The organism is Pseudomonas sp. dw_358 (genome assembly GCF_018449655.1).
Classification (GTDB): domain Bacteria; phylum Pseudomonadota; class Gammaproteobacteria; order Pseudomonadales; family Pseudomonadaceae; genus Aquipseudomonas.
Genome location: NZ_JAAVUX010000003.1, coordinates 204,765 through 225,527, shown reverse-complemented (window position 1 = coordinate 225,527; position 20,763 = coordinate 204,765). Strand labels below are relative to the sequence as shown.

At 64.0% G+C, this 20,763-nt stretch carries 17 protein-coding genes; 9 read left to right on the top strand and 8 right to left on the bottom strand.

Annotation, left to right across the window (positions count from 1 at the left end):
* Positions 1-106: 106 nt before the first annotated feature.
* The 8 genes from HB675_RS06900 to HB675_RS06865 form a co-directional block, all read right to left on the bottom strand.
* A complete protein-coding gene (locus tag HB675_RS06900; RefSeq protein WP_213877007.1) occupies positions 107-1,573 on the bottom strand; it encodes an amino acid permease in 1,467 nt (488 codons plus the stop codon).
* A gap of 167 nt (positions 1,574-1,740) precedes the next feature.
* Complete coding sequence (locus HB675_RS06895) at positions 1,741-3,165, bottom strand: gamma-aminobutyraldehyde dehydrogenase (protein ID WP_213877005.1); 1,425 nt, start codon at positions 3,163-3,165, stop codon at positions 1,741-1,743.
* A gap of 29 nt (positions 3,166-3,194) precedes the next feature.
* Positions 3,195-4,001: an ABC transporter permease gene (locus HB675_RS06890; RefSeq protein WP_213877003.1), complete on the bottom strand. Its 807-nt coding sequence runs from the start codon at positions 3,999-4,001 to the stop codon at positions 3,195-3,197.
* Positions 3,991-4,944: an ABC transporter permease gene (locus HB675_RS06885; protein ID WP_256737481.1), complete on the bottom strand. Its 954-nt coding sequence runs from the start codon at positions 4,942-4,944 to the stop codon at positions 3,991-3,993. The genes HB675_RS06890 and HB675_RS06885 overlap by 11 nt, the downstream gene beginning before the upstream one ends.
* Positions 4,944-5,984: an ABC transporter ATP-binding protein gene (locus tag HB675_RS06880; RefSeq protein WP_213877001.1), complete on the bottom strand. Its 1,041-nt coding sequence runs from the start codon at positions 5,982-5,984 to the stop codon at positions 4,944-4,946. Before HB675_RS06880 ends, HB675_RS06885 begins: the two co-directional genes overlap by 1 nt.
* Before the next feature lie 183 nt (positions 5,985-6,167).
* The gene (ydcS, locus tag HB675_RS06875; RefSeq protein WP_213876999.1) at positions 6,168-7,319 is read right to left on the bottom strand and encodes a putative ABC transporter substrate-binding protein YdcS; all 1,152 of its coding nucleotides are present in this window, start codon (positions 7,317-7,319) and stop codon (positions 6,168-6,170) included.
* 86 nt (positions 7,320-7,405) lie between these two features.
* Complete coding sequence (locus HB675_RS06870; RefSeq protein WP_213877309.1) at positions 7,406-8,854, bottom strand: gamma-aminobutyraldehyde dehydrogenase; 1,449 nt, start codon at positions 8,852-8,854, stop codon at positions 7,406-7,408.
* Between the two features lie 137 nt (positions 8,855-8,991).
* The gene (locus HB675_RS06865) at positions 8,992-9,906 is read right to left on the bottom strand and encodes a LysR family transcriptional regulator (protein ID WP_213876997.1); all 915 of its coding nucleotides are present in this window, start codon (positions 9,904-9,906) and stop codon (positions 8,992-8,994) included.
* A 176-nt stretch (positions 9,907-10,082) separates the two neighbouring features.
* On the opposite strand from HB675_RS06865, the gene HB675_RS06860 reads away from it, so the two are divergent.
* The 9 genes from HB675_RS06860 to prfB all read left to right on the top strand — a co-directional run bounded on the left by HB675_RS06860 (position 10,083) and on the right by prfB (position 20,736).
* Positions 10,083-10,775: a tellurite resistance TerB family protein gene (locus HB675_RS06860; protein ID WP_213876995.1), complete on the top strand. Its 693-nt coding sequence runs from the start codon at positions 10,083-10,085 to the stop codon at positions 10,773-10,775.
* A gap of 199 nt (positions 10,776-10,974) precedes the next feature.
* A complete protein-coding gene (locus HB675_RS06855) occupies positions 10,975-12,597 on the top strand; it encodes a methyl-accepting chemotaxis protein (RefSeq protein ID WP_213876993.1) in 1,623 nt (540 codons plus the stop codon).
* A complete protein-coding gene (locus tag HB675_RS06850) occupies positions 12,597-13,115 on the top strand; it encodes a chemotaxis protein CheW (RefSeq protein ID WP_213876991.1) in 519 nt (172 codons plus the stop codon). The genes HB675_RS06855 and HB675_RS06850 overlap by 1 nt, the downstream gene beginning before the upstream one ends.
* Positions 13,112-14,392 carry a protein-glutamate O-methyltransferase CheR gene (locus HB675_RS06845; protein WP_213876989.1) on the top strand — a complete coding sequence of 427 codons (1,281 nt, stop codon included), beginning with the start codon at positions 13,112-13,114 and terminating at the stop codon, positions 14,390-14,392. The genes HB675_RS06850 and HB675_RS06845 overlap by 4 nt, the downstream gene beginning before the upstream one ends.
* Entirely contained in the window at positions 14,389-15,081 is a 693-nt protein-coding gene (locus HB675_RS06840) for a chemotaxis protein CheW (protein ID WP_213876987.1), read from the top strand. The genes HB675_RS06845 and HB675_RS06840 overlap by 4 nt, the downstream gene beginning before the upstream one ends.
* Positions 15,078-17,387: a hybrid sensor histidine kinase/response regulator gene (locus HB675_RS06835; RefSeq protein WP_213876985.1), complete on the top strand. Its 2,310-nt coding sequence runs from the start codon at positions 15,078-15,080 to the stop codon at positions 17,385-17,387. The genes HB675_RS06840 and HB675_RS06835 overlap by 4 nt, the downstream gene beginning before the upstream one ends.
* Positions 17,384-18,394 carry a chemotaxis response regulator protein-glutamate methylesterase gene (locus tag HB675_RS06830; protein ID WP_213876983.1) on the top strand — a complete coding sequence of 337 codons (1,011 nt, stop codon included), beginning with the start codon at positions 17,384-17,386 and terminating at the stop codon, positions 18,392-18,394. The genes HB675_RS06835 and HB675_RS06830 overlap by 4 nt, the downstream gene beginning before the upstream one ends.
* A 39-nt stretch (positions 18,395-18,433) precedes the next feature.
* Positions 18,434-19,447 (top strand): PleD family two-component system response regulator, encoded by a 1,014-nt coding sequence (locus HB675_RS06825; RefSeq protein ID WP_213876981.1) that lies wholly within the window; start codon positions 18,434-18,436, stop codon positions 19,445-19,447.
* Between the two features lie 193 nt (positions 19,448-19,640).
* Positions 19,641-20,736, top strand: a protein-coding gene (gene prfB / locus HB675_RS06820; protein WP_213876979.1) for a peptide chain release factor 2 whose coding sequence is annotated in 2 segments (ribosomal slippage) — positions 19,641-19,712 and positions 19,714-20,736 — 1,095 coding nt in all. Because the reading frame shifts where the segments join, the coding sequence is not laid out codon by codon here.
* Positions 20,737-20,763: the final 27 nt, after the last annotated feature.

Sequence of the window (20,763 nt, the reverse complement as noted above, 5' to 3'; positions counted from 1 at the left end):
CGACCTGCAGCCCGGAACCCGCTCGAATTCGTCGGCATTGCGGGGGACCAGCACCCAGCCTGGGCTTCGTGCATGTGCGGCCAGCCAAAGGTCATCGTTGTCGATTTTACCGAGCGACCTTCCAGGCGTCACCTGCCGGCGCGTTGCCCCGGTCATACGGCTTGGCCAGCCACATGTAGACCAGCCCCAGGCCGATCACGATCGCCGTGGTCAGGACCATGGCGTAGTTCAGGTACCAAGGCGCATCCGGCGTGCGCGGCCAGGCCATGTTGACGATGGCCGAGACGCCGTAGAGCAGCGCGCCGATGTTGACCGGCAGGCCCCAGGCGCCGAGGTTGAATTTGCCGTTGGGTTTCCAGCCGCGGGTGCGGGCATAGAGGGCGGCGAGGACGATCATCTGGAAGGCCAGGTAGATGCCGATGGCGGCAAAGCTGACGATGGTCGCCACCGCGTCCTGCAGGAAGAAGCCGGCGACGATGATCAGCGCGGGTAACACGCCGGCCACCACCAAGGCGTTCACCGGCACCTGAGTACTCACCGAAAGCTTTTTCAGCGTGCCGCTGCCGATGATCATTTCGTCACGGGCATAGGCGTACAGCAAACGGCTGGCGGCGGCCTGCAGGCTGATCACGCAGGAGATGAACGAGACCATGACCACAGCCATGATCACCCGCGAGCCGACGCTGCCGAAGGCATTGTTGAGCACGGTGGTCACCGGGTCCTTGTCGGTGCCGTTGATCACCGCCTGCATGTTTGGTACGGCGAGGATCAGCGCCAGGCAGGCAAACATCGCCGAGATGCCACCGATGTAGAGGGTCATGCGCATGGCAATGGGAATTTGCCTGCTCGGGTTGGGGGTTTCTTCGGCCACGTCGCCGCAGGCTTCGAAGCCGTAGTAGAGAAACATCCCGGCCAGCGACGCGGTGAGGAAGGCCGGCAGGTAGGAGCCGTCGACGCGGATGTCGAAGGTATTGAACAGCACGCTGAACGGCTGATGGCGTTCGAAGATCAGCAGGTAGAGACCGACGATCAACGCGCCCACCAGTTCACAGACGAAGCCGAACATGGCGATACGCGCCAACACCTTGGTGCCGCTGAGGTTGACCAGGGTGGCGAACAGCGTCAGCACCAGGGCAATGGCGATGTTGGTGTTGTTGCTTGGTTCAAAACCCAGCATCACAGCCAGGTACGGGCCGGCCCCGACCGCCACGGCGGCGATGGTCACGCACAGGGCGATGGAATACACCCAGCCCACCATCCACGCCCAGCGCTTGCCTGCCAGACGGCGGGCCCAAGGATAGACGCCACCGGAAATCGGGAATTGCGACACCACTTCGCCGAAGATCAGGCACACCAGCATCTGCCCGAAGCCCACCAGCAGGTAGGTCCAGAACATCGGCGGGCCACCCGCAGCCAGGCACAGGCCAAACAAGGTGTAGACGCCCACCACGGGGGACAGGTAGGTGAAGCCCAGGGCGAAGTTTTCCCACAGGCTCATGCTGCGATTGAAATTGGAGGTATAGCCAAGTTGACGCAGTTGTTCTGCGTCGCTGTCGTGGTCGAGGGTGCTCATGGGTCGGGATGCTCCGTAGGTACGGCCGTTTTTTTTGGTTTTATGAGGGGCGGTCTGAGGTGCCGCTTTTTTGAGAGGTGTCGGGTTCTCTGCAGGACCGAGCTTGCTCGGGAATTGGCCAGGCCGGGTTCCCGAGCAAGCTCGGTCCTACAGATAATCGCGGTGGTTCAATGCTTGAACATCACATGCCGAATGGTGGTGTAGTCCTCCAGCCCATACATCGACATATCCTTGCCGTAGCCCGACAATTTCTGCCCGCCATGGGGCATTTCGCTGACCAGCATGAAGTGCGTGTTGACCCAGGTGCAGCCGTACTGCAGGCGCGCCGAGAGGCGGTGGGCGCGGCCTACGTCCGTCGTCCACACTGATGAGGCCAGGCCGTAGTCAGAGTCGTTGGCCCAGCCCAGCACCTGGGCTTCATCCGCGAAACGGGTCACCGAGACCACTGGGCCGAACACTTCGCGGCGGACGATCTCGTCATCCTGCTGCGCGTCTGCCAGCACGGTGGGCTGGAAGAAATAGCCGTCGCCGTCCACCGCCTTGCCGCCGGTGATCAAGCGGATGTGCGGTTGCGCCACGGCCCGTTCGACGAAGGCCGCCACACGGTCGCGATGCTGGGCGGTAATCAGCGGGCCCAGCTCGGTGTCCGGGTCATCCTGCAGGCCCACTTTGATGCTGCTCACCGCTTCACCGAGCTTCTCCACGAAGCGCTCGTAGATGCCCGCCTGGGCATAGATGCGGCAGGCCGCCGTGCAGTCCTGGCCGGCGTTGTAGAAGCCGAACGTGCGAATCCCTTCGACTGCCGCGTCAATGTCGGCGTCGTCGAAGATGATCACCGGGGCCTTGCCGCCCAGCTCCATGTGCATGCGTTTGACGTTGTCGCTGGTGCTGGAAATGATATGGGCGCCGGTGGCAATCGAACCGGTCAGCGAGACCATGCGCACTTTGGGATGGGTCACCAACGGGCTGCCGACGGTGGGGCCGCGACCGAACACCAGATTGAGCACGCCGGCCGGAAAGATGTCGTTGGCCAACTGCACCAGGCGCAAGGCGGTCAAGGGTGTCTGCTCCGAAGGCTTGAGCACCACGGTGTTGCCGGCGGCCAGCGCCGGGGCGATCTTCCAGGCGACCATCATCAGCGGGTAGTTCCATGGCGCGATGGAGGCAATCACGCCGACCGGGTCGCGGCGGATCATCGAGGTGTGACCCGGCAGGTATTCCCCGGCCGCCGAGCCGCTCAGGCAACGGCTGGCCCCGGCGAAAAAGCGGAAGACGTCGGCAATGGCCGGGATCTCGTCGTTCAGCGCTGCGCTGTAGGGTTTGCCGCAGTTGTCCGACTCCAGTCGCGCCAGTTCTTCGCCGTGGGCTTCGATTGCATCGGCCAGTTTGAGCAGCAGCAGCGATCGGTCCTTGGGTGCGGTTTGCGACCAGCTGTCGAACGCCCCGTCGGCAGCGCTCACGGCGGCGTCCACCTGGGCTTCGCTGGCTTCGTGAACCTCGACCAGCACGCGGCCGAGCGCCGGGTTGAACACCGCTTGCAGCGGGCCTTCGCCGGTGACCAGTTGGCCGTTGATCAGCAATTGGGTTTGCATGGGAATACGCTCCATTGGCTCAGTCAGTCTTATTTGCTGCTGCCCGCAACGCTTTCGCCGCCACGGGTCAGGTAATAGGCGCCGAGGATCGGCAGCATGGTCACCAGCATTACCGCCATGGCCACCACGTTGGTCACCGGCACATCCCTTGGCCGGCTGAGCTGGTTGAGCAGCCAGATGGGCAAGGTGCGCTGGTTGCCGGCGGTGAAGGTGGTGACAATGATTTCGTCGAACGACAGGGCGAAGGCCAGCATGCCGCCCGCCAGCAAGGCTGAACCCAGGTTGGGCAGGATGATGTAGCGGAAGGTCTGCCAACCGTCGGCGCCCAGGTCCATGGAGGCTTCCACCAGACTGTGGGAGGTACGCCGCAGCCGGGCGATGACGTTGTTGTAGACGATCACCACGCAGAAGGTCGCGTGGCCGATGACGATGGTCAGCAGCCCCGGCTCGATCCCCAGCGCCTTGAACGCCGAGAGCAAGGCCAACCCGGTGATGATGCCGGGCAAGGCGATGGGCAGTATCAGCATCAGCGAGATGCCGTCCCTGCCGAAGAAATGCCGCCGGTACAGCGCCGCCGAGGCCAGAGTACCCAGTACCAGAGCGATGGCGGTGGCCAGGCAGGCGACCTGCAACGACAGCTTGATCGCGTCTAGCACGTCGGGCCGCGAGAAGGCGATGCTGAACCACTTCACGGTGAAGCCCTGCGGTGGAAAGCTGAAGGCCGAGTCTTCGGTGTTGAAGGCGTAGACGAAGATGATCAGGATCGGGAAGTGCAGAAACACCAGCCCACCCCACGCCGCCAGGCGCAGGCCCCATGGCGCTTTTTCAGAGTGCATCGAAGGCCCCCAGGCGTTTGACAATGGAGAGGTAGATCGCGATCAGCACGATGGGCACCAGGGTGAACGCCGCCGCCATGGGCAGGTTGCCAATGGCGCCTTGCTGGGCATACACCATGCTGCCGATGAAGTAGCCGGGCGGGCCCACCAGTTGCGGCACGATGAAATCACCGAGGGTCAGGGAGAAGGTGAAGATGGAGCCGGCAGCGATGCCGGGCACCGACAACGGCAACACGATCTGCATGAACGTCTGCCGAGGCCGCGCACCCAGGTCCGCCGAGGCCTGCAGCAAGGATGGCGGCAGGCGCTCCAGAGACGCCTGCACCGGCAGGATCATGAACGGCAGCCAGATGTACACGAAGACCAGAAAGCGCCCCAGCTGAGACGTGGACAGGGTGCTCCCGCCCACCCCCGGAACCTGCAGCAGCCATTGCAGCAGCGGTTCCAGCCCCAGGTGCTGGAGGAACCATTGCGCCACGCCGCCCTTGGCCAGCAGCAGGGTCCAGGCGTAGGTCTTGACGATGTAGCTGGCCCACATCGGCATCATCACCGCAATGTAGAAAAACGCCTTGGTCTTGCCCGAGGTGTAGCGCGCCATGTAGTAGGCGATGGGGAAGGCGATGATGGCACTGGCAATGGACACCGCCACGGCCATCAGCAAGGTGCGCTCGATGACGTCGAAGTTGGCCGGGTTGAACAGCGCGGCGAAGTTGGCGCCGGTCAGGTCCGGGGTGACCGTCATGCTGAAGTCGTCGAAGGTGTAGAAACCCTGCCACAGCAGGTTCAGCAGTGAACCAAGGTAGATCGCGCCGAACCACAGCAGCGGCGGCACCAGCAGCAGTGCCAGGTACAGATTGGGCTGGCGGTAGAGCAGGTTCCAGACCCGCCGCAGCGGACCCGGGCGCGGCGTGGTCATGGCCGATTGCAGGGCCGTCAGGCTCATCACAGCGCACCGCCGGCATGGCTGTCGTGCAACGCCACCATGGCTTCCCGCGCCCAGCGGGCGGTCAGGCGCTGGCCGGCTTGCAATGGGGTGGCGTCGGTCTGCCATTGGCTGTTGGCCTGGCTGACGCTGAGGGTCTGGCCGTTGTCCAGCTTGAGCTCGTAACGGGTGGCGCTGCCCTGGTACTGGATGTCGTGGAGCAGGCCCGAGACCTGGACTTCATGGCTGGCGGGTGCGCTGTCGCCCAGCAGGATGTGTTCCGGGCGAATGGAGAAGGGCAGGGCGTTGCCGCTGAGCAGCAGGGCGAGATCGCCGCGCAGAACATTGGAGGTGCCGACGAATTCGGCGACGAAGGTGGTGGACGGACGCCTGTACAGGTTGCGCGGGGTGTCCACCTGCTCGATACGGCCCTTGTTGAACACCGCCACGCGGTCGGACATGGACAGCGCTTCGGTCTGGTCATGGGTGACGAAGATGAAGGTGATGCCGAGTTGACGTTGCAGCTTTTTCAGTTCGCCCTGCATCTGTTCGCGCAGCTTGAGGTCCAGCGCGCCCAGCGGCTCGTCCAGCAGCAACACCCGTGGCCTGTTGACCAACGCCCTGGCCAGGGCCACGCGTTGGCGCTGGCCGCCGGACATCTGCACCGGCTTGCGTTCGCCGTAGCCGTCGAGGGCGACCATCGCCAACGCTTCGTCGGCCCGTACCAGGCGCTCGGCCTTGGCCACGCCCTTGACCTTGAGACCGTAGGCGACGTTGTCCCGCACGTTCATGTGGGGAAACAGCGCATAGTCCTGGAACACCGTGTTGACGTCACGTTCATAGGGCGGCAAGCCGGCGGCTTCCACCCCATGGATGCGGATGGAACCGGCGCTGGGTTGCTCGAAACCGGCGATCAGGCGCAGGCAGGTGGTCTTGCCCGAACCCGATGGGCCGAGCATGGAAAAGAATTCTCCGTCCTGGATGTCGATGGACACTCGGTCGACGGCTTTGACCTCGCCAAAGATGCGCGAGACGTTAGTGAACTGGACGGCAAGCGTCATGGGTAATCTCCAGAAATTTCGCGCACACAGCGCCGCCCTCACAGGTTGGTCCTGCTTGAGGTTCACGCTGCAGGAGCAGCCCTTGGGCGCGATGGCCTCAACGCGCACCCCCGTCAGACCGGGTCGCCTGCATCGCAGCCAAGGCTTGCTCCCACAGAAAAGCAGCCGCAGAGGATGTCGGCCCTAGCGGCCGCCCATGATCGCGATATAGTCCTGGGTCCAGCGGCTGTACGGCACGAACTTGCCGCCCTCAGCCTGTGGCGTGGTCCAGAAAGCGATCTTGTCGAACTGGTCGAAGCCGTTAGTGGCGCAACCCTCGGCACCCAGCAGGGTGCTCGCCTTGCACGCGGCCGGTACCGCCGGCAGCGAGCCGAACCAGGCGGCGACGTCCCCCTGGACCTTGGGCTGCAACGACCAGTCCATCCACTTGTAGGCGCAGTTGGGGTGCTTGGCCTCGGCGTGGAGCATGGTGGTGTCGGCCCAGCCAGTGGCACCTTCCTTGGGAATGGTCGAGGCCACGTGCTGCTTGTCGGCCTGCAGGCCGTTGACCATGTAGCCCCAGGAGCTGGTGGCCACTACGCCTTCATTTTTCACGTCGCTCATCTGCACCGTTGCGTCATGCCAGTAGCGATGGACCAGCGGATGCTGTTGGCGCAGCAGGTCGAGCACTGCCTTGTACTGGGTTTCGGTCAGTTCATAAGGATTGCTGATGCCCAGTTCAGGCTTGGCGCTCTTGAGGTACAGCGCCGCATCGGCGATGTAGATCGGGCCGTCGTAAGCCTGCACGCGGCCCTTGTTGGACTTGCCGTCAGGCAGGGTCTGCGGGTTGAACAGCACACCCCAGCTGGTGGGCGGCGTCTTGAAGGTGTCGGTGTTGTACAGCAGCACGTTCGGCCCCCACTGGTAGGGCGTGCCATAGGTCTGCTTGTTCACCACGTACCAGGCGCCGTCCTTGAGCCGCGGGTCAAGGTTTTTCCAGTTGGGGATCAGCGCGGTGTTGATCGGCTGCACCCGCTTGCCGGCCACCAGGCGCAGGGACGCATCCCCGGACGCCGTGACCAGATCGTAGCCACCCTTGGTCATCAGACTGACCATCTCGTCAGAGGTGGCCGCAGTCTTGACGTTGACCTTGCAGCCCGTCTCCTGTTCGAAGCCGGTGACCCAGTCGTAGGCCTTGTCACTTTCGCCCCGTTCGATATACCCCGGCCAGGCGACGATATCCAACTCGCCTTCGCCCGCGCCGACGGCCTTGAGCGGCTCGGCGGCCTGAACGCCACAGCTGCCCATCAGCAAGGTAGTCAAAGCGCTCAACAGTGCGGTCTTGTGCACAAACATGGTGATCCCTCTTTTTCAAATTATGTTCGGGGCAGTTGTGAACAGCTCAAGCAGGTGCATCTGGTTATTGGAATGGGTGCGGCGGGTTAAAACTGTGCAGCGCCGTGGCGCGCCATGATGTGGCGCACCACGCTGTAGTCGTGCAAAGAATCGCTGGACAGATCCTTACCATAGCCCGAGCGTTTCAAGCCGCCATGGGGCATCTCGCTGACCAGCATGAAATGGCTGTTGATCCAGGTGCAGCCGTACTGCAAGCGCGCGGCCACCTGCATGGCCTTGTCCAGGTTCTGGGTCCACACCGAAGAGGCAAGGCCGTACTCCGAATCATTGGCCCATTCCACTGCCTGACCCAGTTCCTCGAAGCGGGTCACGGTCACCACCGGGCCGAACACTTCGCGCTGGACGATCTCGTCGCCTTGCTTGCAGCCGGCCAGCAACGTCGGCTGGTAGTAGAAACCGGGGCCCGAGTGCACGGCAGCGCCAGTCACCCGTTCGATGTGCGGCTGGCTCAAAGCGCGCTCGACAAAGCTGGCAACGCGGTCGCGCTGACGTGGGCTTATCAGCGGGCCGAGCTCGTTGTCGCCATCGCGCTTGCCGGCAAAGCGCAGGGTCGAGACGGCCGCGCCCAGCTCGGCCACCAGCCGGTCGTGAATCCCGGCCTGCGCGTAGATGCGGCAGGCGGCAGTGCAGTCTTGACCGGCATTGTAGTAACCGTAGTTGCGTACCCCCTCGACAACGGCGGCGAGGTCGGCGTCGTTGCAGACAATCACCGGCGCCTTGCCGCCCAGTTCAAGGTGGGTGCGCTTGACCGTGCGGGCGGCGGCCTGAAGGATTTTCTGACCGGTGACGATATCGCCGGTCAACGACACCATGCGTACCTTCGGGTGGCTGACCAGATGGCTGCCCACCCCTTCGCCGCCGCCGCAGATGATATTCAGCACGCCCTTGGGCAGCCGCTCGGCAAGCACCGGCGCCAGCGCGAGGATCGACAGCGGGGTGTGCTCCGAGGGCTTGAACACCAGGGTGTTGCCCGCGGCAAGGGCCGGGGCGATCTTCCACGCGGCCATCATCAGCGGGTAGTTCCACGGCGCAATGGACGCCACCACGCCGATGGGGTCGCGACGCACCATACTGGTGTAGCCGGGCAAATATTCGCCTGCGAGCTGGCCGGTCTGGCAGCGCACGGCGCCGGCGAAGAAGCGGAACACGTCGACCGTAGCGTTCAGGTCATCCTGGCGTGCCTGGTGCAAGGGTTTGCCGCAATTCAACGATTCCAGACGGGCGAGAGCATCGGCGCGGCTTTCAATGGCGTCGGCGATGGCCAGCAGACAACTGGCCCGCTGCTGCGGGGTGGTGCGCGACCAGCCGTCGAACGCGCGGTGGGCGGCGAGGATGGCCGCTTCCACCTGTTCGGTGCTGGCTTCGGCAATCTGCGTGATGAGCTCGGCGGTGGCCGGGTTGACGATGGCTTCGACAACGCCCTGGCCGGCCACTAACTGGCCGTCGATCAACAGGCATGTCTGAAGTTCGCTCATCTTGTGCGCTCGGGTCTTGTTCGGCACGGCGGCTCTCCTGGGCTTGCAACTGAAGATCCGCGCAGTGCGCTCGATGAATCGAGACTAGTGGCTGCGCAGGGGGACTACAAATTCTAAATAACGAAGGCAGCATTCGATTAAATCGATAGCCGCTTGCCGCCATGGGGTTGCTCGCGGGCGACGGTCAGGAACGGGTCCACCAGCGCCGGTCGCGCCGTGCCCCGGCGCCAGGCCAGGCCGACGTCCAGCGTCTGGGTCAGGTCGGCCAGTGGCCGTGCTTCGATGATGTCACCCTCCAGAGACCAGGGTCGGTAGGTCATGTCCGGCTGGATCGACAGCCCCAGCCCGGCAGCCACCAGGCTGCGCACCGCTTCGGTGGACGCCGTGCGCAGGCTGATCCGCGGCTGCAGACCGGCACCGGCCCAGATGCGCTGGGCATTGCGGTCCATTTCATCGACGTTTAGCTGAATCAACGGCTCGCCGGCAACGTCGGCGAGGTTGATGCTGTCGTGTTCCAACAGCGGGTGCTGGGGTGGCAGCCATAAGCGGTGGGGCGAGTGGGTCAGTACTTCGGTCTGCAAGGCGTGCCGGTCTTCGAGGTTGGAGAGAATCAGCACCCCGACATCGATCTCGCCACTGACGAGCAAATGCTCGATGTAGGGGCGCTCGTCCTCCATCACACGGATGCCGACATTGGGGTAGGCGCGCTGGAAACGGGTCAGCAGGTCGGCCAGGTAATAACCGGCCACCAGGCTGGTCACCCCCACGGTCAACTGACCGGCGACCTGATCAGTGCTTTGCTGCAGGCTGCGCTTGGCGTTGTCCACCGTGGCCAGAATCAAATGCGCCTGGCGCAGGAATTGATGGCCCTGATGGGTCAGGGTCATGCCCTTGGCATGGCGACTGAACAGGGTCACGCCGATCTCCTGCTCCAGTTGCTGGATGGCCTGGGTCAGGGTGGACTGGGAAATGAACACGGCCTGAGCGGCGGCGGAGATAGAGCCGGTCTCGGCAACGGCGATGAAATGGCGGATCTGGCGCAGGGTCATCATGCGGGCTGGGTCCGGTTTTTGCGATTGGCTGGAGTGTATATCTTATTTATCGATGGCCGAATGCTCGTGTGGGGCTGAGGGCGTTGGAACTGAAATATCCAGAAGTACATCTGCCAACTGCTGGTTCCCCATTGGAATTAATCTCCTGTGTATCCCATCCCAGCCTGGAGACCCTCATGGACACCCGCCGCCTGCTCGACCAATTATTCCAGTCCGGCCAGCAACTGCTGCAAGGCAAGCCCGGCTCGCCTGCCCAATCTCCGGTCACTGGTGCATTGGGCAGCCTGCTCGGCGGCACCGGAGGTGGGTGGCTGGCAGGCGGTGCGGTGGGGCTGCTGCTGGGCAACCGCAAGGCGCGCAAGCTCGGCGGCAAAGCACTGGCCTATGGTGGCCTGGCGGCGTTGGGGGTGATGGCTTACAAGGCCTATGGCAACTGGCAGGCGCAGCAGCAGACCGCACCCCGAGGCGAGCCCCAGACCCTGGACCGGCTGCCGGCCGCGCAAGCCGAGGAGCACAGCCAGGCGATCCTTCGGGCGCTGGTGGCGGCGGCCAAGGCCGATGGCCACGTGGATGAGCGCGAGCGGCAGTTGATCGAGGAGGAGATCACGCGGTTGGGCACGGGCGACGAGCTGCAGGCCTGGCTGCACAGCGAACTGAATCGGCCGTTGGACCCTGTAGACGTCGCGCGCTCGGCCAAGACCACGGAAATGGCCGCCGAGATGTACTTGGCCAGTGTAATGATGGTGGATGAAGAGCACTTCATGGAGCGGGCCTATCTGGACGAGCTGGCGCGGCAGTTGTCGCTGGACGATAGGCTCAAGGCCGAGCTGGAGGCGCAGGTGAAGGCCGCGAGGGCAGCGCTTTCCTGACACAGGGGCGCCATCGCGGTTTGTGTGGGGAGCGCGCGCCGGCCGGCCCACCAAAATTCTGACGCCTGAATGTCAACCGCCGCTGGTAATACCCTTACATATAATGGAAAGTATTCGCTGAGCATGAATCTGTCTGAGCTGCCGTTTTATACTCGGCCGCCTTTCATGTGCAGTCGAAGCATTCCCCCGAGGGTTTACCGTGAAGAACTGGACGTTGCGCCATCGCATTCTGGCGAGTTTCGCCGTGATCATCGCCATCATGCTGGCCATGGTTGTTGCCTCTTATAGCCGTCTGCAACGAATCGAGGCCAGTGAAACGGCGGTGCGCACCGACAGCGTCCCCGGGGTGTTCTATGGCTCGATGATGCGCAGCGCCTGGGTCGACAGTTATCTCTATACCCAGCAATTGATCGGGCTGAGCTACCAGCGCGAACTGGTCACGGCCGACGATGATGCCTACAAGGGCTTCGGCGATAAGCTCACCGAGCAGATGGCGCTGTACCGCGCGACGATCCAGGACGCCACCGACCAGGCTCAGTTCGAACAGTTCGGCGATATGCGCAAGGGCTATGAGGCCTCACTGGCCAAGGTCATCGACGCCTACAAGCACAAGCGTTTCATGGAAGCGCAGGAAATGTTCACCAACGAGCTCACACCTCTCTGGAATAACGGCCGCAAGCACCTGAACCTGGTCATCGATGCCAACCGCAAGGCGGCGACCCAGGCCACCGATGCCATTGACCAGGACGTCAACACCGCGAAGCTGACCATGGGCATCTCCCTGGTGCTGGCGATATTGGCCGCCGCACTCTGCGGTTTCCTGTTGATGCGCTCGATCATGGAGCCGATGAAGAAGATCGTCGGCATCCTCGAGACCATGCGCACCGGCGACCTTAGCCGGCGCCTGAACCTGGCGCGCAAGGACGAGTTCGGCGCAGTGGAGTTGGGTTTCAACGACATGATGACGGAGCTGACCGGTCTGGTTTCCCAGGCCCAGCGTTCGTCGGTGCAGGTGACCACCTCGGTCACCGAGATCGCCGCCACGTCCCGGCAGCAGCAGGCCACGGCCACTGAAACTGCGGCGACCACCACCGAAATCGGCGCTACTTCCCGTGAAATCGCGGCGACCTCACGTGATCTGGTACGCACCATGAGCGAAGTGACCACGGCGGCCGATCAGGCCTCGCTGCTGGCCGGTTCCGGACAGCAAGGCCTTTCGCGCATGGAGGAGACCATGCATCAGGTCATGGGCGCGGCCGAGTTGGTGAACAACAAGCTGGCGGTGCTCAACGAGAAGGCCGGCAACATCAATCAGGTGGTGGTGACCATCGTCAAGGTCGCCGACCAGACTAACCTGCTGTCCCTCAACGCGGCCATCGAAGCCGAAAAGGCCGGTGAGTACGGCCGTGGTTTCGCCGTGGTGGCCACCGAAGTGCGGCGCCTGGCCGATCAGACGGCAGTGGCCACTTACGACATCGAACAGATGGTCCGCGAGATCCAGTCGGCCGTGTCCGCGGGGGTGATGGGCATGGACAAGTTCAGCGAAGAAGTGCGCCGGGGCATGTACGAAGTCACCCAGGTGGGCGATCAGCTGTCGCAGATCATTGCTCAAGTGCAGGCGTTGGCGCCGCGGGTGCTGATGGTCAACGAAGGCATGCAGGCCCAGGCCACCGGTGCCGAGCAGATCAATCACGCCTTGACCCAACTGGGCGACGCCAGCAGCCAGACCGTGGAGTCATTGCGCCAGGCCAGCTTCGCCATTGATGAACTGAGCCAGGTGGCCACCGGGCTGCGCGGCGGCGTATCGCGCTTTAAAGTCTGATGAGTATCCCCGGCACTGCGGGCGCGCCCGCGCCGCGCCATAAATTGTTTCTGGTGTTCAGCATCGGCCAGGACCGCTTTGCCTTGCAGGCAGCGGAAATCGCCGAGGTGCTGCCGCGCCTGGCACTCAAGCCGATCGCCCGTTCGCCGGGCTGGGTCGCGGGGATTTTCGCCCATCGCGGGCAGATGGTGCCGGTGATCGACCTCAGCCAACTGGCGTTCGGCCACCCCGCTGCCGCGCGCACCAGCACCCGGCTGGTGCTGGTGCACTACCGCACGGACCCCCGGTATCCCGAGCGTTTGCTCGGGCTGGTGCTGGAGCATGCCAACGAAACCTTGCGCTGCTCGCCGGACGAATTTCGCAGCTATGGTTTGAATAATCGCGAGGCGCCTTACCTGGGGCCGGTGCGCGAGGATGCCCAGGGGATGATGCAATGGGTGCGTGTCGGGGACTTGCTCAGTGAGGCGGTGTGCGAGTTGCTTTACATGCCGGCCGATACGGATGAGGTGGGCCCATGAGCGACGATTCGCGGTTTTTCGCCTATCTGCGTGACCGCATCGGTCTGGATGTGGCGTCGGTGGGTGCGCCGATGATCGAGCGGGCCGTGCAGCTGCGCTGCAAGGCCGCCGTACAGCCGGACTTGTCCGCCTATTGGCAGCTGTTGCAGAGCTCACCGGCCGAGCAGCAAGCCTTGATCGAAGCCGTGATTGTTCCCGAGACCTGGTTCCTGCGCTACCCGGAAACCTTCGACGCCTTGGCGCGGCTGGCCCAGCAACGGCTGGCCACGCTCAAGGGCGTGCGCGGCCTGCGGCTGCTTAGCCTGCCGTGCTCCACGGGCGAAGAGCCTTATTCCATTGCCATGAGCCTGCTGGATGCCGGTATCGCGCCAGCGCAATTCAAGGTCGACGCCGTGGACATCAGCCCGTTGTCGGTGGCCAAGGCCCAGCGCGCCGTGTATGGGCGCAACTCGTTTCGCGGGCAGCAACTGGGTTATCGCGACCGGCACTTTCAGGCCGAAGCCGACGGCTATCGCCTCAACGAACGGGTGACGGCTCAGGTGCGCTTTCAGGCGGGCAACATTCTCGACCCGGCGCTGCTGGCCAAAGAGCCCCGCTACGATTTCGTGTTCTGCCGCAATCTGCTGATCTATTTCGACATCGAGACCCAGCAGCGGGTGTTCGAGGTCTTGAAGAACTTCACTCTGGCCGACGGCGCACTGTTCATCGGCCCGGCCGAGGGCAGTCTGTTGGCGCGCATGGGCATGCGCCCGATCGGTATCGCGCAGTCCTTCGCCTTCGTCCGTGCAGAGCCTGAGCCTGCGCCGATGCCGAGCCCGGCGGCGCCGGTCATCGCGCCTCCGGTGCCCGTCCGCCAGGCCAGGGCCGCGCGCCCGGCCCCGAACGTCACGCCCAGGCCAAGGCCGGTACTGGCGGCGCCGATCGCGCCCCAGGCCGCCAGGGACACCGATAACCAGGCGCTGTTGACGCATATCGCCAACCTCGCCAACGGAGGCAAAAGCCTGGAGGCTCGGGCGGCCTGCGAGGACTACCTCAAGCAGCATGCGCCCACGGCACAGGTGTATTACTGGCTGGGCCTGCTCAGTGATGTGGCCGGCGACATCAGTGCTGCGCAAGCCTTCTACCGCAAGGCGCTGTACCTGGAACCCCAGCATGTCGAAGCCTTGTCCCAGTTGGCCATGTTACTGGCCGCCCAGGGGGACACTGCCGGTGCGCGGCGTCTTCAGGAGCGCGCCGCCCGCAGTGGCCGCTCGGGTGAGCAGGAGCCGCGCGGATGAGTGAGCACAGTCTGCAGACGCTGGATGTGATCCAGCAGGATGCCGAGCCCATCGACGATTGCTGGAACCGGATCGGCGTACTGGGCGACAAGTCCTGCCCCCTGCTGGTGGAGCATATCCATTGTCGCAACTGCTCGGTGTATGCCGCCGCAGCCACGCGCCTGCTGGACCGCTATTCGCTGGGTCAGCAACGGGTGCAACAGGAATACCGGGCGCAACAGGGCGAAGTGGCCAGCCGCTCGCTGCTGATCTTTCGTCTGGGCGATGAGTGGCTGGCGTTGGCCACGCGCCGGCTGATCGAGGTTTCCACCTTGCAGCCGGTGCATTCGTTGCCCCATCAACGTTCCCGGGCCTTGCTGGGCGTCGCCAACGTACGCGGTGCGCTGGTGGCCTGCCTGTCGCTGGGCGAGTTGCTCGGTATACAGGCCGGCAGTGCGCCGCCCGCCAGCACGGCACGGGTGACACCGCGGATGCTGATCATCGGCGCCCAGGGTGGCTCGGTGGTGGTGCCGGTGGACGAGGTCGACGGCATCCATGGTATCGGTGAAGACCTGCTGGACAGTGCCTCGGTGGCCGCCAGCCAGGCGGGCGCTCGTTTCACCCGCTGCGTGCTGGCGTTCAACGGCCGCAGTGTGCGCGTGCTGGATGATGAGCCGTTGCTGGCCGCGATGACCCGGAGCCTGACATGACCCCCGACCAGATGCGTGATGCATCGCTGCTGGAGCTGTTCAGCCTGGAGGCCGAGGCTCAGACCCAGGTGCTCAGCAATGGCTTGCTGGCCCTGGAGCGCAATCCGACCCAGGCCGAGCACCTCGAAGCCTGCATGCGCGCCGCCCACTCCCTCAAGGGGGCGGCACGGATTGTCGGCGTCGATGCCGGGGTCAGCGTCGCGCACTTGATGGAAGAATGTCTGGTGCGCGCCCAGGACCGGCGGCTGTACCTGCTGCCCGAGCACATCGATGCCTTGCTGCAGGGCACCGACCTGTTGATGCGCATCGGCACGCCGGGCAATATCCCCGGCCCCCGGGACATTGACGCCTGGGTCGTGCAAATGGAGGCACTGCTGGACCCGGACGTTGCGCAGACGGCAGCCCTCGCAGCCCCCGCAACAGCGCCGCCCAGCGTGGCTCCAGAGCTGGAGTCGAGCCTGATCCTGCCCGTGGTCGAGGCGCCAGTCCCGGTCGAAGCCCAAGCCCCCGAGCCGGTAGGCGGTGGGATCGCGCCGAACCGCGGCGGCCGTCTCGAGGGTGGCGAACGGGTGCTGCGAGTCACCGCCGAACGCTTGAACAGCCTGCTGGATCTTTCCAGCAAGTCACTGGTGGAAACCCAGCGGATCAAGCCGTACCTCACCGGAATGCAGCGCATGCGCCGGTTGCAGTCCCAGAGCCTGCAAGCCCTGGACCGGGTCAAGGAGCAACTGGAGGGCAGCGCGGCAGGCGATGACGTGCGCGAAGCCCTGGGCCAGGCTCAGCACCTGCTGGCCGACGCCCAGCAAATGCTCTCGCGCCAGACCAGCGACCTCGACGAGTTCGGCTGGCAGGCCAGTCAGCGCGCGCAGTTGCTCTATGACACCGCGTTGGCGTGCCGCATGCGGCCCTTTGCCGACGTGCTGGTGGGCCAGGAACGCATGGTACGCGACTTGGGCCGCAGCCTGGGCAAGCCGGTGCGCCTGGAAATCGAAGGCGAGAAGACCCAGGTCGATCGCGATGTGCTCGAACGCCTCGAAGCGCCCTTGACCCACCTGCTGCGCAACGCCGTGGACCATGGCATCGAATCGCCCGAAGCGCGCCTGCTGGCCGGCAAGTCTGCCGAGGGCACGATTCGCCTGCGGGCCTCCCATCAGGCGGGTCTGCTGGTGCTGGAACTGAGCGATGACGGCAACGGCGTCGATCTGGAGCGCCTGCGCCGCACCATCATTGCCCGGCAGTTATCGCCGGCCGACACGGCGGCGCAGCTGAGTGAAGAGGAACTGCTGTCGTTTCTGTTTCTGCCGGGCTTCAGTCTGCGCGACACCGTGACCGAAGTGTCCGGCCGCGGCGTGGGCCTGGACGCGGTGCAGCACATGGTCCGCCAGTTGCGTGGCTCCGTGGACCTGTATCAGGTGGCGGGGCAGGGCAGTCGCTTCCATCTGGAAGTGCCGCTGACCCTGTCGGTGGTGCGCAGCCTGGTGGTCGAGGTGGGCGAAGAAGCCTATGCCTTTCCCCTGGCCCACATCGAACACATGCTGGATCTGGCCGCCGACGACATCGTCCAGCTCGAAGGCCGCCAGCACTTCTGGTATCAGGGCCAGCACGTCGGCCTGGTGGCCGCCAGCCAGTTGCTGCAGCGGCCGGCGTCCCAGGGCCCCGAAGACTCGTTGAAAGTCGTGGTGATTCGCGAGCGCGAGGCCATCTACGGCGTGGCGGTCGAGCGGTTCATTGGTGAGCGCACCCTGGTGGTGTTGCCGCTGGACCCACGACTGGGCAAGGTTCAGGACATTTCTGCCGGTGCCCTGCTCGACAACGGCTCGGTGGTATTGATCGTCGATGTCGAGGACATGCTGCGCTCGGTGGAGAAGTTGCTCAATACCGGGCGGCTGGAGCGTATTGACCGGCGCAACCGCCAGAATGAAGTGCCGCGCAAGAAAGTCCTGGTGGTGGACGATTCCCTGACCGTGCGCGAGCTGCAGCGCAAGCTGCTGACCCATCGTGGCTACGAGGTGGCCGTGGCAGTGGACGGCATGGACGGCTGGAACGCCCTGCGCAGCGAAGCGTTCGACCTGCTGATCACCGACATCGACATGCCGCGCATGGACGGCATAGAACTGGTCACCTTGTTGCGTCGCGACAGCCGCCTGCAGGCATTACCTGTGATGGTGGTCTCATATAAAGACCGTGAGGAGGACCGACGACGGGGGCTGGATGCCGGCGCCGACTATTATCTGGCAAAAGCCAGTTTTCATGACGACGCGTTGCTCGATGCGGTCGTGGAGTTGATCGGGGGAGCCCAGGAATGAAGATCGCCATCGTCAACGACATGCCGCTGGCAGTCGAGGCATTACGTCGGGCTATTGCTTTCGAGCCGGCCCACCAGATCATCTGGGTGGCGCAGGACGGCGCCCAGGCGGTGGAGCGGGCCGAGGCGCAGACGCCGGACCTGATCCTCATGGACCTGATCATGCCAGTGATGGACGGGGTAGAGGCCACGCGCCAGATCATGGCCAAGAGCCCCTGCGCCATCGTCATCGTCACCGTGGACCGTCAGGCGCACATGAATCGGGTCTTCGAGGCCATGGGCCATGGCGCACTGGATGTGGTCGACACGCCGGCCCTGGGCGCGGGCAATCCGCAGGACGCCGCAGCGCCGCTGTTGCGCAAGATCCTCAATATCGGCTGGCTGATCGGCCAGCGCGGCGCACCGGTCAAGACCTTCCAGCCGGCACCACGGCAGAGCGAACAACGCGAGCGCCTGGTGGCCATCGGTTCCTCCGCCGGCGGCCCGGCGGCGCTGGAAATTCTGCTCAAGGGGCTGCCGCGAGACTTTCCTGCGGCCATCGTGCTGGTCCAGCATGTCGACCAGGTGTTCGCGGCCGGCATGGCCGAGTGGTTGTCCGGTGTTTCGGGTCTTCAGGTCAGGCTTGCCAGCGATGGCGAACGGCCGCAAGCTGGCGTTGTGCTACTGGCTGGCACCAATCACCATATTCGTTTGTTAAAAAATGGTACCCTCGCCTACACGGCAGAGCCGGTAAACGAAATTTACCGGCCGTCGATCGATGTTTTCTTTGAAAGTGTCGCGCAGTTCTGGACCGGTGACGCCATTGGCGTGCTGTTGACCGGGATGGGGCGCGATGGCGCGCAAGGCCTCAAGCTGATGCGCGAACAGGGTTATCTGACCATTGCTCAGGATCAGCAGAGCTGTGCGGTGTACGGGATGCCCAAGGCGGCTGCGGCGATAGATGCAGCGGTCGAAATACGTCCGCTGGAGCGGATTGCCCCACGACTGATGGACGTTTTTGCCCAATGAACCCGAGCCACCGAGCGCGCCGTAACCAGGTGACAGAGCATGATTGACCTGCAGATCGAAGAATTCACCTCCTCAGACGCCTATAAATCGATGGTGTTGCTGGTCGACGACCAGCCCATGATCGGTGAGGCGATCAGGCGCAGCCTGGCCCACGAGCAAAACATCGACTTCCATTTCTGTTCCGACCCGCAGCAGGCCATCAACCAGGCCATGCGCATCAAGCCCACGGTGATTCTGCAGGACTTGATCATGCCTGGGCTGGACGGTCTGTCCCTGGTGCGCGAATACCGCAATCACCCGGCGACCCAGGACATCCCGATCATCGTGCTTTCCACCAAGGAAGACCCGATGATCAAGAGCGCCGCGTTCGCCGCAGGCGCCAACGACTACCTGGTCAAGCTGCCGGACACCATCGAGCTGGTGGCGCGCATCCGCTACCATTCGCGTTCCTACTTGACCCTGCTGCAGCGTGACGATGCCTACCGCGCCTTGCGGGTCAGCCAGCAACAGTTGCTCGACACCAACCTGGTGCTGCAGCGCCTGATGAATTCCGACGGCCTGACCGGGCTGTCCAATCGTCGGCACTTCGACGAATACCTGGAGCTGGAGTGGCGCCGCGCCCTGCGAGACAAGACGCAGATCTCGCTGCTGATGATCGACGTCGATTACTTCAAGCTGTACAACGACAACTTCGGCCACCTGGACGGCGACGAAGCGTTGCGCCGGGTGGCTGAAGCCATTCGCCAGACCACCAGCCGCGCCACCGATCTGCCTGCACGCTACGGCGGCGAAGAGTTCTCCCTGGTGCTGCCGGGCACGTCCCCGGGCGGCGCGCGCTTGATCGCCGAAAAGCTGCGCCAGACCATCATCGGTTTGAACATCCCGCACATCGCCCCGCAGGCGGGTTCCAACCTGACCGTCAGCATCGGCCTGGCCACCATGACCCCATCGCGGCCGGACAACTGCCGCGAACTGATCTCCACGGCGGACAAGGGCCTGTACCAGGCCAAGAACAACGGCCGCAATCAGGTGGTGGTGGGGCAGGATCTGTAGGGATATCTCTGCAGCTCAGGGCTGCTGTGGAAGATTCCAGGGTTGCCAGTGATGCGGACGCGGCGGTCGGGCAGAAGGGTCGCGTTGTTGCCACTGCGGCCCACGGGCTGAACCCATAGAGATCGCGCACGCCTCGCGCAGCTGGGTTATACTCTCCGGCTTTTGACACGCCCAAGCACGAGTGCCGCCCGCCATGGAAATCAACCCGATCCTTAACAGCATCAAGGACCTGTCCGAGCGCTCCGAAACTATTCGGGGGTATCTTTGACTACGATCAAAAGCATGAGCGTCTGACCGAAGTCAATCGCGAGCTTGAAGATCCCGCTGTCTGGAACAACCCGTCTTACGCCCAGGAACTGGGCCGTGAACGCTCGCTGCTGGCCCAGATCGTCGACACCCTCGACGAAATGCACAGTGGGCTGGCCGATGCCCGCGACCTGCTGCAAATGGCCGCCGAAGAAGAGGACGAAGGCGCTGTAGCCGACGTCTCGGCCGAAGTCGAACGCCTGCGCGAGTCGCTGGAAAAGCTCGAATTCCGGCGCATGTTCAGCGGCGAAATGGACGCCAACAATGCCTACCTGGACATCCAGGCCGGCTCCGGCGGAACCGAGGCCCAGGACTGGGCCAACATCCTGCTGCGCATGTACCTGCGCTGGGCCGACAAACGTGGCTTCGACACGACCATCATGGAGCTGTCGGCCGGTGAAGTAGCCGGTATCAAGGGCGCAACACTGCATATCAAGGGTGAATATGCCTTTGGCTGGCTGCGCACCGAGATCGGCGTGCACCGTCTGGTGCGCAAAAGCCCGTTCGACTCCGGCAACCGTCGCCACACCTCGTTTTCGGCGGTGTTCGTCTCTCCCGAGATCGACGACAACATCGAAATCGATATCAACCCGTCGGACCTGCGCATCGACACCTATCGGTCGTCCGGCGCGGGCGGTCAGCACGTCAACACCACCGACTCGGCGGTGCGGATCACCCACGTGCCCACCAACACCGTGGTCAGCTGCCAGAACGAGCGCTCCCAGCACGCCAACAAGGACACCGCCATGAAAATGCTGCGGGCCCGGTTGTACGAGCAGGAAGTGCAGAAGCGCAACGCCGCCTCCCAGGCGCTGGAAGACACCAAATCCGACATCGGCTGGGGTCACCAGATCCGCTCCTACGTGCTCGATGCCTCGCGGATCAAGGATCTGCGCACCAGCGTCGAGCGCAGTGACTGCGACAAGGTGCTGGACGGCGATATCGACGAGTACCTGGTGGCCAGCCTGAAACAAGGGCTGTAAGCCACGCACCCCTGCCGCGAGGCAGGG